The organism is Hymenobacter sp. YIM 151500-1 (assembly GCF_025979885.1).
GTDB lineage: Bacteria > Bacteroidota > Bacteroidia > Cytophagales > Hymenobacteraceae > Hymenobacter.
In genome coordinates this window covers 2,770,347-2,785,862 of record NZ_CP110139.1, presented here as the reverse complement: position 1 = coordinate 2,785,862, position 15,516 = coordinate 2,770,347, and the positions used below count along the sequence as shown (strand labels likewise).

Annotated in this window: 10 protein-coding genes; 2 read left to right on the top strand and 8 right to left on the bottom strand. The window is 63.3% G+C overall.

What is annotated here, in order from left to right; all coding sequences use genetic code 11:
• Nucleotides 1-85: 85 nt before the first annotated feature.
• From OIS53_RS11630 to OIS53_RS11595, 8 genes are all read right to left on the bottom strand, one after another.
• On the bottom strand, nucleotides 86-3,766 hold the full coding sequence (locus OIS53_RS11630) for an ABC transporter permease/M1 family aminopeptidase (RefSeq protein WP_264678740.1): 3,681 nt from the start codon (nucleotides 3,764-3,766) through the stop codon (nucleotides 86-88).
• A 66-nt stretch (nucleotides 3,767-3,832) separates the two neighbouring features.
• The gene (locus OIS53_RS11625) at nucleotides 3,833-4,735 is read right to left on the bottom strand and encodes an ABC transporter ATP-binding protein (RefSeq protein WP_264678739.1); all 903 of its coding nucleotides are present in this window, start codon (nucleotides 4,733-4,735) and stop codon (nucleotides 3,833-3,835) included.
• 280 nt (nucleotides 4,736-5,015) lie between these two features.
• On the bottom strand, nucleotides 5,016-5,921 hold the full coding sequence (locus OIS53_RS11620) for a carboxypeptidase-like regulatory domain-containing protein (protein WP_264678738.1): 906 nt from the start codon (nucleotides 5,919-5,921) through the stop codon (nucleotides 5,016-5,018).
• Nucleotides 5,922-6,462: 541 nt separating this feature from the next.
• Nucleotides 6,463-7,365, bottom strand: a complete 903-nt coding sequence (locus OIS53_RS11615) for a carboxypeptidase-like regulatory domain-containing protein (RefSeq protein ID WP_264678737.1) — start codon at nucleotides 7,363-7,365, stop codon at nucleotides 6,463-6,465.
• Between the two features lie 252 nt (nucleotides 7,366-7,617).
• Nucleotides 7,618-8,481, bottom strand: coding sequence for a carboxypeptidase-like regulatory domain-containing protein (locus OIS53_RS11610; RefSeq protein ID WP_264678736.1), 864 nt, complete (start codon nucleotides 8,479-8,481; stop codon nucleotides 7,618-7,620).
• Nucleotides 8,482-8,641: 160 nt separating this feature from the next.
• On the bottom strand, nucleotides 8,642-10,483 hold the full coding sequence (locus OIS53_RS11605) for a M61 family metallopeptidase (protein ID WP_264678735.1): 1,842 nt from the start codon (nucleotides 10,481-10,483) through the stop codon (nucleotides 8,642-8,644).
• A 666-nt stretch (nucleotides 10,484-11,149) separates the two neighbouring features.
• Nucleotides 11,150-12,013 (bottom strand): carboxypeptidase-like regulatory domain-containing protein, encoded by an 864-nt coding sequence (locus OIS53_RS11600; protein WP_264678734.1) that lies wholly within the window; start codon nucleotides 12,011-12,013, stop codon nucleotides 11,150-11,152.
• A gap of 26 nt (nucleotides 12,014-12,039) precedes the next feature.
• On the bottom strand, nucleotides 12,040-13,341 hold the full coding sequence (locus tag OIS53_RS11595; protein WP_264678733.1) for a M20/M25/M40 family metallo-hydrolase: 1,302 nt from the start codon (nucleotides 13,339-13,341) through the stop codon (nucleotides 12,040-12,042).
• A 340-nt stretch (nucleotides 13,342-13,681) separates the two neighbouring features.
• On the opposite strand from OIS53_RS11595, the gene OIS53_RS11590 reads away from it, so the two are divergent.
• On the top strand, nucleotides 13,682-14,752 hold the full coding sequence (locus tag OIS53_RS11590; protein WP_264678732.1) for a sensor histidine kinase: 1,071 nt from the start codon (nucleotides 13,682-13,684) through the stop codon (nucleotides 14,750-14,752).
• Nucleotides 14,752-15,510 (top strand): LytR/AlgR family response regulator transcription factor, encoded by a 759-nt coding sequence (locus OIS53_RS11585; protein ID WP_264678731.1) that lies wholly within the window; start codon nucleotides 14,752-14,754, stop codon nucleotides 15,508-15,510. The genes OIS53_RS11590 and OIS53_RS11585 overlap by 1 nt, the downstream gene beginning before the upstream one ends.
• Nucleotides 15,511-15,516 lie beyond the last annotated feature (6 nt).

The following is a 15,516-nucleotide window of genomic DNA, read 5'->3' as shown; positions in this document are numbered from 1 at the left end:
GATTCAGTTGCCGCTGCTTGCGTTTAGGTCTGGGTAGCGTGCTGGCCTGCCGGGAGAGTACATGAGCGGCAGGCGGAAGCCTGCGCTACAGCTTCACGTCTTTCACATTGTCGTCGAGTTGGCGGTCGATAATCATGTTGTAGGGGTCGACGGCTACGGAGGCGGGCTTCTGGGCCACCACGAAGCTCAGCTTATTGTCGCCGGGGCGCAGGCGGCGCTTCACGAGCAGCAGGGGCGGCACGGGCTTTTTGTCTTTGCCCAGCTCCGGGAAGATGGCCACCGGCAGCGCGTCGCGGGTTTGGTCAGCGGGCTTCTGGTTGCCGAGGCTGTCGGCGTAGAACTTGGCCGACTTCACCGTGAAATCTACCTGATACTTACCGCTAGGCAGCTTTTTGACCGAGGCGTCCGTCACGCGGTTGTCGTAGAGGGTGATGCGCTCAAAGGCATCGGTCAGGTAGGGCTGGAGCGAGTCGGGCGCGGCCTGGCGCAGGTAGCTGATAAACTCCGGCGAGTTGGTGTAGGGCGGCTGCTGGAAGGCCACGGCGGCCACGTACTTTTTCAGGGCCCCGTTCACCAGCGCCTCGCCCAGGTAGTCCTGCAGGGCGTACATCACCACCGAGCCTTTGCGGTAGTGGATGTACTGCTGGTTTTCGACCAGAGCCAGCGGCACTTCTTTCTTTTGCTCGAAGGCCCGGCCTTGCAGGTAGCGGTTCATGTCGAACTTCAGGAAGCGCTGCATGGTGGTGGGGCCGTTGTGGTGGGCCAGCACCATCAGGGCCGAGTATTCGGCCATGCTTTCCGACATCAGGGTGCTGCCCTGCACCCGGCCGCCGATTACCTGGTGGGCCCACCACTGGTGCGCTACCTCGTGGGCCGTCACGTAGTAGGGGTAGTTCAGGTCCTCGGGGTCGTCATCGTCCACGTCGGCCACGAACCCAATGCCCTCCGAAAACGGCACCGTGTTGGCAAAGGCCTGCGCAAACTGCTGGTACTGCGGAAACTCCAGAATGCGCAGCTGCTGGTGCTGGTAGGGTGAGAAGTTGCGCGAGCAGTACGTCAGGGCATCTTTGGCGCCCTCGGCCATGCGCTTGAGGTTGTACTCGTGGCCGGGCTGGTAGTAGATGGTAATGGGAATGGTGCGGCGCCCGGCCGTATCCACCCACTTATCGGCGTACGTTTTGTAGCGGGCCGACATAAAGGTGTAGAAGTTGAGCATGGGCCGGTCCATCACGTAGGTGAAGTAGCGGCGGCCATCCTGAGTCCACTCTTTCTTGAGGTAGCCGGGCGCAATGGCCGTTTGGTCGGTCTCGGTGCTGACGGTGGCGCGGAAGCGAATCCAGTCGGCGTCGGAGCTGATGTAGGTGTTTTGGCGGGCCTTCAAGTCGTTGACCTTGGCCATGCGGGGCTTGGGCCGGAGGCCGTAGTTTTTGCGGTCCTGGTCGCCGCCCAATTCGGCTTCTTCGCGGTAGCCCAGGCCGGGCAGGTAGCCGCTGTTGAGGAAGGTGCCGTTGTACACCAGGTCGGTGTTGGAATTGGCATTCGGGAAGCCGCGCTCCTGGTAGTAGAAGTCCAGCGTGAGCGGCAAGGAGTCGCCGGGAGCCAGGGGCTGGGCCAGGCGGTAGATGCGGAAGCCGAAGGTGGTGTCGTTGAGGGCCAGCGTGGCTTGGCCGGGCGCGCCCAGGGCCAGGCTGCGCACTCGGGGGTTCAGCTCCACGGGCAGGTTCACAATCACCGAATCCAGGGCTTCGGGCCGCTTATTCACCAGCGTAAACTGCCCCCGGAACCGCACGGCCCGGATGCTGGGGTAGATGTCGGTGTTCAGGTCCACGGCCGTGATGCGCGGCTGGGGCACGTCTTTGTAGCGGCGGTACTGCTTTTCGTAGGCTACCTGGCGCTTTTCGTTTTCCTTGGGCGTGCGGTACTCGTTCAGCACGTTGGTGTTGTAGAAGATAAACGCGCCCGTGCCCAGGCTGATGAGCAGGCCCAGCGCCAGCGTGGCGGTATTGGCCGGGCTCCAGCGCCGCCGGGCCTCGCGCAGGCGGCCGGTGGCATCGGTGCCGCGCACCCAAAGCAGGGTAGCAGCCAGAATCAGGAGCAAAGCCACGCCCGCCCACAGCAGCTTGGTCCACCAGAAGGCGGGCAGGAAGTGGCCGTAGCCGTTCATGGCCGAGTAGGGGCCGGGGCTGGCGCCGCCCCCGAAGCCCAGCAGCCGGTGCCCCAGCCCCAGCTGCCCACGGAAAATGTTGGCCACGTAGTACACCACCATCACCGCAAAGCCCAGGTACTTGTTGTTGACCACCACTTGCGTCACCATAGCCAGCACGCACATCAGCATGAGGAAGGGCAGCTGGTACAGGAACAGGGCCCGCAGGTAGAGGCCGATTTCGTAGTTGAAGTAGCCTTTGAAGGTCTGAATCACCATGCCGCACAGCATGACTACGGCCAGCAGCACCACCTGCACCAGCCACAGGGCCATCAGCTTGCTCAAGAACGGCACCCAGCTGGGCACCGGCACGGCGTCGGCAATCTGGGCCACGCCGGCCTGCCGCTCCCGCCACACCAGCTCCCCGCTGTAGAAGATGATGATGGCCAGCTGAAACAGGAAAAACGAGCCCAGCGTAAGGTCAATTACCTCGGTAGTAACCGGAAACGTGGGCGTGTCGAAGGTTTTGCCGACCTGTGAGGAATTGGCCAGCAGGAAAATGACGCCCGCGCCGGCAATGGCCGCGAAGTAGCGGCTGCGCACGATGCCGCGAAACTCCAGCTTGGTCAGGCTCCACCACTGGCGCAAGCTCATGCCGCCCGAAAACACCTGGCTTACCCGCGGCAGGCGCAGCCCGCCGGGCAGGGCTTCGGTCAGCTCGGCGCCCGGCCCAGCGCCCAGGCGGCTGGCCAGGCTGTCGGCCCGCCGGCGCGACTTTTTGGGCGCCTTTTCCGAGGCCAGGGCCGCAAACCGGAACCGGGCGTAGCAGAACGCCAGCAGGGCCGCCCCCACGCCCAGCCACACGGCCCGGTTCAGGAGCACGTAGCTGGACAGCGGCAGCAGCAGGGTGTTTTTCTCGGCCGAAGTCCAGTAGCGGGTCGTGAAGTTCAGGGCCGACAAGCCAAACGCGTCCAGCGCCGCTACCAGGTGCTCGTTTTTGAGGTCTTCCAGAAAAGCCGTCGAAATCAGATAGCCCACCAGCAAGAGCACGGCCCCGATGTAGGTGCTCAGGATGTTGCGCGTAAGCGTGGCCATGGTAAAGAAAATCGCGCCCGTAAACAGCAGGTTGGGCAGCACCAGCGTCAGGTAGGGCCACACGTAGGTGCCCAGGGGGGTGCTAGCCAAAAACCGGTCGGCCTTCAGCCAGGGCATAATGCTGGCCAGGCCCGCCCCGAAGCCAATGCCGCTGAACACAAGCACGGCAATGAGGTAGGAGCCCAGAAAACGCCCGCCCAGGTAGCCCAGCTTGCTGAGGGGCGTGGTGTAGAAGAGGGCGTGGGTGCGGTGCTCAAAGTCGCGGTACACGGGGTTGCCCATGAGCGACGAGGCGATGATGATGCCGAACACGCTGAGCACGGCCACGGTGATGGACACCGAATATGGCGCGTTGATTTTCACCGCCTGCCCGTCGCCGCCGATGCTCACGTTGACGCCCGTGCCAAACCCGCCACCAGCCGCCGTGACGAGCAAAAAGCCCATCAAAAAGAGGATGAAAAAGTAAATCCACGTGGCCGGGCGCCGCAGGCGGTACTTCAGCTCGAAAAGAAGTATGGGAAGAAACATGGGGGCAATTAAAAATTATGAATTAAAAATTAACAATTGGCCGTTCTAGCCAACGAAAAACAGGCCTTACAGCACAGGCAGGCCATTTTTACTTTTTAACTCATAATTCTTAATCTCCGCGAAATACACGTCTTCCAGGTCGGGCTCCACGGCCTCGAAGCCGCTGTCCGGGGCGGTGTCGGCCAGCACGTGCACCACGGTTTTGCCCGCAAATAGGCGCGAGCTGATAACCTGCTCGCGGGCCTGCAAGGCCGGCAGCTCGGCTTTCTCAATTAGCTTTTTCCACACCCGGCCCTTCAGGTCGTTCATCACCGTGAGCGGGTCGCCGGTGAGCAGCACCTCGCCCTTGTTGATGATGGCCATGTGGCGGCACAAATCCGACACGTCGCTCACGATGTGGGTGCTCAGAATCACCACCAGGTTTTCCCCGATTTCCGACAGCAGGTTGTGGAAGCGGTTGCGCTCGGCCGGGTCGAGGCCGGCCGTGGGCTCGTCCACGATGATGAGGCGGGGGTTGCCGAGCAGGGCCTGGGCAATGCCGAAGCGCTGCTTCATGCCGCCGGAGTAGCCGCCCACGTGTTTTTTGCGCACGTCGTAGAGGTTGGTTTGGTGCAGCAGGGCCGCCACCATCTCCCGGCGCTCCTTGGCGCTGGCAATGCCTTTGAGGGTGGCAAAATGGTCGAGCAGCTCCTCGGCACTCACGCTGGGGTACACCCCAAACTCCTGGGGCAGGTAGCCCAGCACCCGCCGCACGGCCTCTTTTTCGCGCAGCACGTCGATGTCGTCCAGCATGATGGAGCCGGTGTCGGCGTCTTGCAGGGTGGCAATGGTGCGCATCAGGGAGCTTTTGCCGGCCCCGTTGGGACCCAGCAGGCCAAACATGCCCGTGGGAATGGTGAGCGACACATTTTTCAGTGCCTGCGTGCCATTGGGGTAGGTTTTCGAGAGGTTTTCGATGACGAGGGCCATGAGCAAAGGGGGTAAGGGAGGAAGAAGCGCCGGGGCCAGCGTAGCCCGCCGCGTGGGGAAACATGGAGGAAGATTCCAGTGGCACCGATAAACCGTAAGCCGCCGAGCGTCAGCAATATGGTTAAGCCGTAATACAGCAGCGCGGCTATTCAACCAACGGCCCGGAAACGGCCGTGAAAAGCCCCGGTTTTGCCATTTGTCGGAGGCGACGGACGCGGCCGGGCTGCGCCAGCTGTATCATTGGGAAGGTGCTGGCAGTGCAGTGAGCAGCCGGCAGCGGCTAGCGTAGTTCAGTCACGGTAGCGGCAATGCCGGCGCCGTAGTTATCTACTTTCGTCCAGGGGCCGGAGGCGCTGTATTTCTCGAGCAGGAACCCGTTGGCAGCGGTGTTGGTAAGCTCCAGCTCCCCAGAGCCTGGCTTGCTCACCAGCTCCAGGCACACGGCTACCTCCTGGCCCGGCTCCAGCGTCAGGCCGTACTGGCGCAGGTCCAGGCGTACGCGCTGGGCTTGCTCGCTGCGGTCTACGCGCACGTACACGGGTGCGGGCAATAGGTGGCGCTGCTCGTTGGGGCGGCCATCGGCGGCCAGCGGGTATACATTCAGGCGGAAGAAGGCATACTCGTAGGTGCAGCGCGCCACCAGAAACGACACTTCCTCAAGCTGGGCCCGGCGCTTCACGCGGATGGGCTGGCCTACCTGGATGCCCGGCGCATTGCCCGGAAAAAGCTGCGGCACGGTTTGCAGATAATCGGCGTTGCCGAGCGTGCGGCGCACGACGCGGCCGGCCGGCTGGGCTACGTCGGCAGGCTGCACTGGCTGGGGCACCAGCGCTACTACGCACGGCGCTTCAGTGGGGCAGGCCTGCTGCTGAAAATCCTGCACCGAGGCCGTATACGTGCGGTAGCCCGCCAGCACCACGCGCAGCGAATCGTGGCTATACTGCGCCGGCACTTTCAGCTGAAAGCGGCCCAGGGCGTCGGCTACGGTGCCAGCCGGGGTGCCGGCCACGCTCAAGCTGGCATAAGGCACCGGCTCGTGGGTGGAGGCGTCGATAACCTGGCCCGTGAGGGTAAGCACGCTGCCGGCCGGACCAGTAGGAGCGGCTTGGGCGCTCCAGGAAAGGCCGGCAAAAAGGCAAAGCGCGGCCAGGCGCTGCTCGTAGCAGCGGGTAAAGAGGGTTTTCATACGCGACAGGAGGGGAAGGAGCTGCTGAGCCAGCAGCAGGGTTTCGGAAGGGGTAGATGGCAGTGCAACCTGATTCGTTGCCCGAAGCCGTAATTTTTGTGAAGAAGAAAAGCAGAAGCCAACCAGGCAGGTCTGGGGCGCCGCCGTCCGGACAGCTGGAGCGCCAGGTGGGTTGCTCCTGGAAAAAGGTGTTGGATGCTGTAAAACTAGCTGCCCGCTCCGGAGGGCTATTCAAAATTCAACCACTGTTCGGGAATAGTCCTGCAACAGCCCCTCCGGCTCTACTTTCTGGTGCTGAGCCACCCGAACAAGACGCTCCGGCCCGGTAATGGGGGGTAGGCGGCCGTTGGTAGGATAAATGAGGGCGGTGGTTGAAAGAATACCGGTGGCACGTGGAGCGCGGCCGGGTACAGGCGGCCAACTGCCTGCTGCCCGTGGGCAATGCTTATCGGGAGTAGTTTATGGCACTGATTCGGGCTCATAATCAGCTGTAGGCAGGCAAGAATGCTTAGATAAGTAGCAATGGGGAGCCGGAACCCGGCTAGCGTATCTCCGTCACGGTGGCGTCGATGCCCATGCCGAAAGCACCAATTTTCTCCCAGCTTTCGGCAATGCCGTGCTTCTCGAACAGCGGCCCGCCCAGCACGGTGGCCGTGAGCAGCAGCCGGCCGGGCCCCAGGTCGCGCACCAGCTCCAGGCACACGGCCACCTCCTGGCCCGGCTCCAGCCAAAGCTGGTAGCGGCTCAGGTCAACCCGGATTCGGTCGGCGGTCTGAGCCTTGGCCAGCCGCACGTACACGGCTTCGGGCAGCACGTTGCGCTGCTCATCGGGGTGGCCGTCGGGCCCGAGCCGGTACACATTCACGCGGTAAAACACGCTGTCGTAAGTGCACTCGTTGATGTGGAACGACACCTGTTCCAGCATCGACGGGTGTTTGATGCGGATGCGCTGCCCGATTTGGGTGCCCAGCACGTTGCTGGCAAACAGCTGGGAGGCAAACTGCGAGTTGTTGGAGTTGCCCAGTACCCGGCGCACGGCCCGGCCGCCGGGGCGCACCTTTACTTCGGCCAGGGCGGTTTGCGGAGCGGGCACCAGCGCCACCGCGCAGCCGGCTTCGGCGGCCGGGCACACGCGGCGCCGGAACTCCCGCACCGGCATAGTAAAAGCCCGGTAGCCGACCAGCGAAATCCGGAGCGAATCCTGATTGTACTGGGCCGGAATGGCAAGCCGGAAGCGGCCTTCGGCGTCGGCAACGGTGCCCACCGGGCGCCCCAGCACGCCTACGCTGGCGTAGGGCAGAGGCTGGCCGGTGGCCTGATCGAGGGCCTGGCCCGCCACCGTGCCCGGCTCCGATTGAGCCTGGGCACTTACAACGAGGCCGCCGGATAGGCACAGCGCAGCCAGGCAGCGCCTAAAACGGCGCGCGGAAAAAAAGGAGTTCATACGTGTTGAAGGGTAGCAGCTGCCGCAGCAGCCAGGTTCGGGAGGCTAGATGATGGCGAGGCGGCAACCGTTGCCTGCGGTTGTGCAACCCTTGGCCGGCAGCAGCACTAGCGGCGGGGGCCGCAGCAGCCACGCCTGCTGCAACACGCAACACGAAGGCCAGGCCGTACCCTCCGAGGTGGTAAAGACTGCTGCGCGCTGCTCCGGTGCCTGCATCAGCCCGTGGGGAACACGCCTTGGCAGAGGCCTGCGTTACTGGGCCGGGCCGTAGGACGTGACCTGCGCGTTGATTACCCAGTTGAAGTCGTGGGCCGGCCCCCACTGGCCCTGGCTTACGGCGCGCGCAAACACGGCCCCGTCGCCCCTGGTCCCCTGAATGGCAATGCGCGGGTTGTTGACGTCGGCCTCCAGCCACTCGTAGGCCACGAAAAAGGGCTCGGTGAGCTGGAGGTTGTAGGAGCGCAGGTCGGTGGTGAGCCAGCCCTGCCGGAGGCTGGAATCAATGAGAATACTCTCGTGGAGCAGGTCGGCGCCGGGCCGGCCGGTGGCGGGGTCGCGGGCGTAGAGGCGCAGGCGCAGCCGGAAAGACGGGGCCTGGTTGCGGGTGATGTACACCTGCGTCTGGTCGAGAAAGACCGGGAAGCGACGGGGCTGCATCAGCCGGGCAATTTCCGCCCCGCCGCCTTTGCCCACCACGAAGCCACTCACGGAACTGCCCCGCGTTTTGCCCAGCACCTGCGTCCGGGGCTGGCCCGCGGCCTTCACCGACACATCGGGCAGGGCCTGGGGCCGGGCGGGTAGCACCAGCAGCGTGTCGGGGTGGGCAGCCAGCGTGGCCACCGCCACCGTGCGGGCGTAGTAGCCCAGGGCCGAAAACGTAACCGAGTCGCGGCTAAGCGCAGCCGGAATGCTAAGCTGAAACCGGCCCGCCTCGTCGGCGGTGGTGCCCACGTTGCGGCCCCGGATGCCAATGTTGGCAAAGGCCAGCGGCTGGGGCTGGTTGCCGGCTTGCTGGCCGGCTACGCGGCCGCGTACCACCAGGTCGGGCGTGCTGCTGGCCGATGCAGCCAGCAGGAGCAGCAGGAAGAAAAGCCGATTACGAAAAGGACGTTGCATCATGGGAAAGTGAATAGGTCGCGCCAGCCAAGCGGAAGCATCTGTGGTAGCAGGACGGTCATCTACAGAACAGCCTCCCTGTTTCAGCCTCAGCACGACGGTCTTTTCGTCTGGTGTTTACTCTGGTGAGCTTCAGCCGGCACGGCGCACCCGCCACTGCTTACTGGCCGGCCGTGAGCACCTGCTTCTGAAGCTGGGCCTGCACGGGGGTGGGATTTTCGAGGGGTTGCACCACGTTTTTCAGCTCCAGCTGAAAGTCGCGGGGCTGGCCTTTGCGGTCCTCGGGAGTGGCGGCTCCCGCGGGCTGTACCCGCAGCGTGACGGGCGTGCTGGCGGCATCCAGCAAGGGCCGTAGCAGCTGCTGGGCATTGGTCGGCTCCACTACGGTGCCATTCACGGCCAGCACGGCGTCGCCGGGCCGCAGGCCAAAGGCATTGCGCTCGGGGGAGGTGCCGGCCACCACAAACTGCTTGGTAGCGGGGTTGTACTGGAAGCCGAACTGCCCGAAGCCGCGCTCCGTGCGGGTGCCGGTGGCCACGTACTGCCAGCCAATTTTGCCCAGATATTCTTCCAGGGGCAGCGGCTCCTTGCCCACCACGTACCGGTCGAAGAACTGCTGCACCTCGGGATGGGTGAGGGCTACGATTTCCGGTATCAGCTGGTCATCCTCGAAGGAGCGGGTGGGGCCGTACTTCTCGCGCAGCTTCAGCACCACGTCGCGCAGGCTCTGGCGGCCCTGGCTCAGCTCCCGGATACGAATATCGAGCAGGAAAGCCAGCAGGGCGCCCTTCTCGTACACGTTGGAGTACATGTCTTTGTAGGGCGGCACGAGAATGTTGCGGCTCATTTCGGTAAACGAAACGCTGGGGTAGCGCTGGGCACCCACTATCTTCTGGCGCATGGTCTGGCGAAACTCGTCGGGCGTAATCAGGCCGGCGCGCACCTGGGCCAGGTGGGCGAAGTACTCGGTGGTGCCTTCGTACAGCCACAGGTGCTGCGACATCTTGGGGTTGCGGAAGTCGAACTCCCCGATTTCGCGGCTGTGCACGTTGAGCGGGGTCAGCACGTGCAGAAACTCGTGGGAGGCCACGTCCAGCACCAGCTTCTTGAGCCGGGCCGAGTCGGCTATTTCGGGCAGAAAGTAGAGTGAGGAATAGGAGTGTTCCAGGGCGCCATACTTACCATCCTTGGGCTTTACGGCCGACGATTTGGGGTCGACGAAGTAGAAGAGAAACTGATACTGGGGCACCGGCATCTGCCCGAAAAAGCTGGCCAGGGCGCTGGCTGTGGGCCGCAGATAGCGGGCCAGCTGCCGGGCCTTCACCTGCCCCGACTCCGAAAACACCGCAAACCTGATGTTGGCCCCGCCGCTGCGAAAACTCGTGGTGTCAGGGCGGCTGTAGAGCACGGGGCCGTCGGCCAGGGCTACGTAGTCGGGGGCCGTAAACACGTCCTGGGTGGGGCTGGGCCGGCGGACGGCCAGGGCCGTGGCGCCGTGCAGGTCGGCGGGTTTGGTGACGGTTACCTCGTAGGGCTGCATCTTGTGCCCTTCCAGGTAGCCGTAGAGGCCAAACTGATTGAGCACGAAGCTGCGCCCGGCGTCGAAGTTGGTGCCGGCCGGCTGGAAGATGAATGTGCTATCCTGGGGTACGTCCCAGGTATCATCCACCAGGTACTCCAGCCGGGCCAGCTTTTTGGCCTGGTCGATGCGAAACACGCCGGGCTCCAGCTGCTGCGTGGGCAGGGCCCGGCCTTTCTTATCAAGGGCGCGGAAGTCGCGCACGAAACGGCCGTAATTGTCGCGGGAGTAGGTGCCGGGCACGGTGGCCGGCACCACGTAGGTGGCCTGAGCCTCCCGTACTTTGGGCGTATTCACCACTACCCGTACTTGGTCGTTGGGCGTGGCTGTCAGGTCCAGTTGCACCCGGTAGCCGGGCCCCGACTGCGCCAGTACGGGGTAGGAGAGGCCCGTGAAGAGGGCGGCAAGACAACTAGTTTTCATGGGGGAGGGAATAGAAGGAAAATCTAACCGGAAGTGTAGCACCCGGTGCACAACCTTTTCTTGCGTAGCACATCGAGGTTGTACAGCGGATTGGTGATTGGATGCAAAATCTGTGGCGACAGTTGCCCGGCAGCCGGCGTGGCCTACAGTGGCGAAGGAGTAGCCGGGGTTTTACCGGAAACAACCAGGCCGGATGCATCGACCAACTTAGCAAAGGGGCGTTGGCTTCTAGCCGCGCCGGCGGGAAGATGGCTAACTACGCGGGTTTCGTGACAGCTACCCAGCTGGCGCGGACAACCATGGTTCGTCATAGAATTTTGGCTTGACTTGTCACAGCCGGTAGCTCTACTTCATGATATTCCCAATATTCTCTACTGCTGCGCAACGGCGCGGTTTGGCTTGCGGTGCTCGTTGCGGCTCCGAAACAAGCTCCAGCCTAGCGAGTTGTACAGCTTGGGCGGCTGCACTGTGGCTCTGTGCGCTGCTTTGGTGCAGCAATGCGGCCACCATTTCCTTCCGCTCCTTGGCGTTGGCAACGCCAAGGAGCATCGGAAGTGGGATTTTTCCAGCCTAGATCTTTGGATACACCCCAAACTTTCAGGGCGGATGGCCTAGCCCGCGGCGTTTCACGGGAGAGAAGGAGTTGCCGAAGAACTGGCCGGGCAGCTATTCGCTTTGGATAGTGAAGTACATGCTCGGATATGCTCCGTGTACCTGCCACTGGTCCTCGCTTTTAGTGCGAATCACGGACTGGTGAAAGGACGGGAAAGACGCCGGAACTACAAAGGGCGGCCACTTGGCCGTGCATTCGGCGCTTTCGAGCCACTGCATGGTTGCGGCCAGCTTTTGCTGCTTTTCTACTCGCAGGTTGTAGGGGCGCAGGTCCACCGCAACCCAGCCCGTTTGCTGGCTGCGTAGCACAAACTGCACATCGTTGGTAAACAGTGACCGGGTGGGTATCCCATTTTCCACGGCGTAGAAATTCAGCCGGAAGCGAATCATCCCACACGGGTTGCGCCCCACATACACGTGAAAGGTGTCTAGGTAGCTGGCGCGGCCGAACTGGTAGATGCCGCCGCCTTCCCAGCCTTGGTCGTCACCGGTGATAAAGTGTCCCATCAGATCAGTATCGTTTTTACCGATGATGGCATCGTGGCGGGCCCGGCGCCCGATGGTGCCCGGCCGGAGCTTGTCGCGCCGCACTGTTACTTCGCCTAGCGCCTGGGCCACCGGCTGAAGCACAATCTGCGCCCCGCCCGTGAGCTGGCCACCCACCAGGCGTACCTCCCGCTTCTCAAACCCCACGCAGGAAACCATCAACCGGTCAGTAGCCGACGCTAGCTTCAGCGTGAAGCGTCCGGCTGCGTCGGCTACTGTACCCACGCTTTGGTCGGGTACGCCCACGGTGGCATAGGGTACGGACGCTCCGGTACTAGCATTCACAATGCGGCCTTGCACCGTGGAAACCTGCGCCCACAGTAGGTTGCTGATACCGCACAGGGCCAGAAGTACTAGCTTACTGGTATACATTTCTTTGCGTGCTGTTGTTAGCTGGGCTAGTGGTTACCGTTTGCGGGGGCAGCAGCAAGGCGGGTGGGCGTTTGCTGGCCGCTGACAAGACCAGCGGAGCTGCGGGCAATAGCGCGTATCACGGCGGTCATATTTGCCAGGTCCAGACTTGCTACTTCATCGTCGACGGTATGGTAGAGCTTGTCGGTCGGAAGCTGGTCAGTAACAATAGTGTGGGCGGGAATGCCCAAGCGCGCCAGCGGAGCATTATCGGAACGGTAGAACGCCTGTTGCTCGGGGTACGGGTCGGGCTCGAAGCGAAAGCCCGTGCCCTGAGCCCCGGCTTGCAGCAGCGCAGCCAAACTAGACTTGTCAAAGCCCGTAATGAAGGCCGAATTTGGGCCGAACTTGGCCGGCTTGCCAATCATTTCAATATTGAGCATGGCCGTAACAAACCGGGCATCGAGCTGCTGGGCAAAATGCTGAGAACCCAGCAGACCGGCCTCTTCGCCATCGAACGCCACAAACACCAGCGTACGGGCGTTGTCGTTGCGTTTCTTAAAGTATTCGGCCAGGGCCACTACGGCCGCCGTGCCGCTGGCATCGTCGTCGGCGCCGTTGGCAATAGAGTCGCCCTGCACGGCGGCCAACACGCCCAGGTGGTCGTAGTGCGCCGAAAAGATGATCTGTTCCTGGGTGCGGACCGGGTTGCGGCCGGGCAGCACGCCCACCACGTTGCGTAGCGTAAGCGGCTTGACGGAGGTAGCCCCGCTTACCCGGTAGGTAATGGGCCCGGTGGGGACCTTAGCCAGCACAAACACGGTGGCGTAGAAGCTAGGCTTAGCGGGGCTTACCTGCGCTTGGGCTAGCTGGGCTGCCGCCTGAGCAAATGCTTCGGCGTGGACCGGGTCAATGAACACCAACGTATTCTGGGTAGGCTGCAACAGGGCGTTGAGCTTTTCCAGCTCGGCGGGGTTGGGGCCCACTGTTACCGTGCGGGCAGGCTGAGCGTCTTCGCTTGTCCAGAGCAGCGTTGGCGGGCCCGGTGTCATCATCACTTGATTCAGGGCCAGATCATTGCCGTTGACCACCACGGCTGCTGGCTGTGGCGTGACGTTGTACACCTCAAACGGCTGCTCAAAGCCAGCGGCTCCCGGTAACGGTTGTAGGCCGATGCGCTTAAACTCACCAGCCAGGAATCGAGCAGCTTTTTGTCCTTCTGCTTGCCCGGCTGCCCGGCCCAGCATGTCGTCGGCCGCCAGCGCACGCACAACCCGCTCCACTGTGGCGGCTGATACAACCGGCACCTTCCGGGTATGGTCGAGTACGGTGAGCTTGCCAATACTCACTGTTTTTTTGGGTGCTGAAGTCCGAACTATGCTTGCTTGCGCTACTGCGTGGCTACTGGCGGCCCAGGCAGCTAACCATAGGGATGTTTTCAGGATGTTCATGGGACAAGAGGTAAGGGTAGAAGTGAGCTTTAGTTGGCTTGCTGAATTTTGGCGCCTAGTGAGCCGCTCCGTGAAGCGCCGCCGCCCGTTGATGCCTCAAAGCTGGCCGGGTAATGCTGCCTTCCCTACTTAAAATGACCAACCTTTTCGGGGAGCTGACGAATGCGCCGTTACCGTGGATGTACACTGTTTGTCATTCAGGTTTGCCGGCCCAGAAACTTGCCAGTAGTTTCGCAGTATGAGTTGGAAATCTCGTTTCGGTGTCATTTGGCGGCACCGCGCCACGCGCCACGCCATCAGCTGGCTGTTGGTAATAGCCTTCTTAGAGTACGCAGACACAACTGGAGCGCCAAGCCAATTGCGCCTGATGGGCGTGCCCTACTCGACGGCACTCCTACTAGTGCCGGCAGCCATCGTGTACGCCCACTTCGCCTTGCTCACCCACGCGCTCGAACGGCGTCGCTACGGCTGGTATGCGCTGGGGCTGTTGGCCACTTTGGTTGGCGGCACAGCTCTGCTCTACGCTGCGCGCGACCTGGGCACGCTAACTATGGTGCAGGTTGGGGCATCGGCCGGCCGGTCAGAAGTGGGAATAGGCATGTTGCCCGGTACGCAGGCCGAATTGCTGGGGCAGTGCCTGGCCAACGTGGTGATAGTACTCGGTGCGTCGGCGGTGGTGCGCTACCTGCGGCGGGGGATTGTGGCGCACTACCAGATGCAGCAGCTGCGCGCCCAGCAGCTCGACACCGAGCTGCGCCTGCTCAAGTCGCAGGTCAACCAGCACTTTCTGTTCAACACCCTCAACAACCTCTACGGCCTGAGCCTGGCCGCTCCCGACCAGCTGCCCGAAGCCCTGCTCAAGCTGGCCGACCTGATGCGCTACCAGCTCGACGGCTCGCGGCAGGCCCACACCACCGTGGGCGGCGAGGCCGACTACCTGGCCAGCTACATCGGGCTGGAAAAGCTGCGCCTGCGCAGCAACACGCAAGTAGAATTCACGGCCGACGTGCCGCGGCCCGAGCAGCCGCTGGCACCGTTGCTGCTGCTGCCGCTGGTCGAAAACTGCTTTAAGCACGCCGTGGCTCCCAGCGGCCAGAACACCATCCGCATCCAGCTGGTCCAGACCGACGCCGGCCTGACCCTGCGCACCACTAACAGCATTCCGCTCCACTTCCGGCCGGCGCCGTCGGGACTGGGGCTACCCACGCTGCGGGCCCGGCTGGCCCAGTTTTACCCCGGCCCGCAGCACCGCCTCACCATCGAAGCCACGCCCAGCCACTACGCCGCCACGCTCACGCTCTGCCCCTGATGTCGTCGTCATCCCTGTTGCCCGCTGCCCCGCCCGCCCCGCTGCGCTGCCTGCTCGTCGACGACGAGCCGCTGGCCCACACCGTGCTGCGCGCCTACCTCGACCGGCTGCCGGGCCTGGCCGCCTGGGCGGGCAGCTGCTACGGCGCCGTGGAGGCCCTGACGTTTCTGCGCGCCACGCCCGTTGATGTGCTGTTTCTGGACGTGGACATGCCCGAGCTGACCGGCCTGGAGCTGCTGCGCGCCCTGCCCCAGCCGCCGGCTGTGGTGCTGTGTACGGCTCACGCCGCCCACGCCCTCGATGCCTTCGAGCTGGGCGTGGTCGATTACCTGCTCAAGCCCATCCGGTTTGAGCGGTTCGTGAAAACCATCGGCCGCTTACAGGCCGGGGCCGCCCCGCCGGCTCCGCTCCCGCTAGCCCCCGACCCGCCACCACCAGCACCCGCCGACTCCATCTTCATCAAAACCGACGCGGGCACCGAGCGGGTGCGCTTCGCGGAGCTGCTGGTGGTGGAAGGCTACGGCAACTTCGTGAAGTGCCACCTGGCCTCGGGCCGCGTGCTGCTCACGGCTGAAACCATGAAGCAGATGGAAAGTGAGCTGCCGGCCTTGCACTTCGTGCGCACGCACAAGTCCTACCTGGTCAACATAACGCGGGTAGACCGGCTGAGCGGCAACTGCCTGCACGTGGGCAGCCGCGAAGTGCCCGTGGGCAGCACCTACCGGCACGGCGTGCTGGCCAGCCTCAAGCTGCGCTAGCTGGCT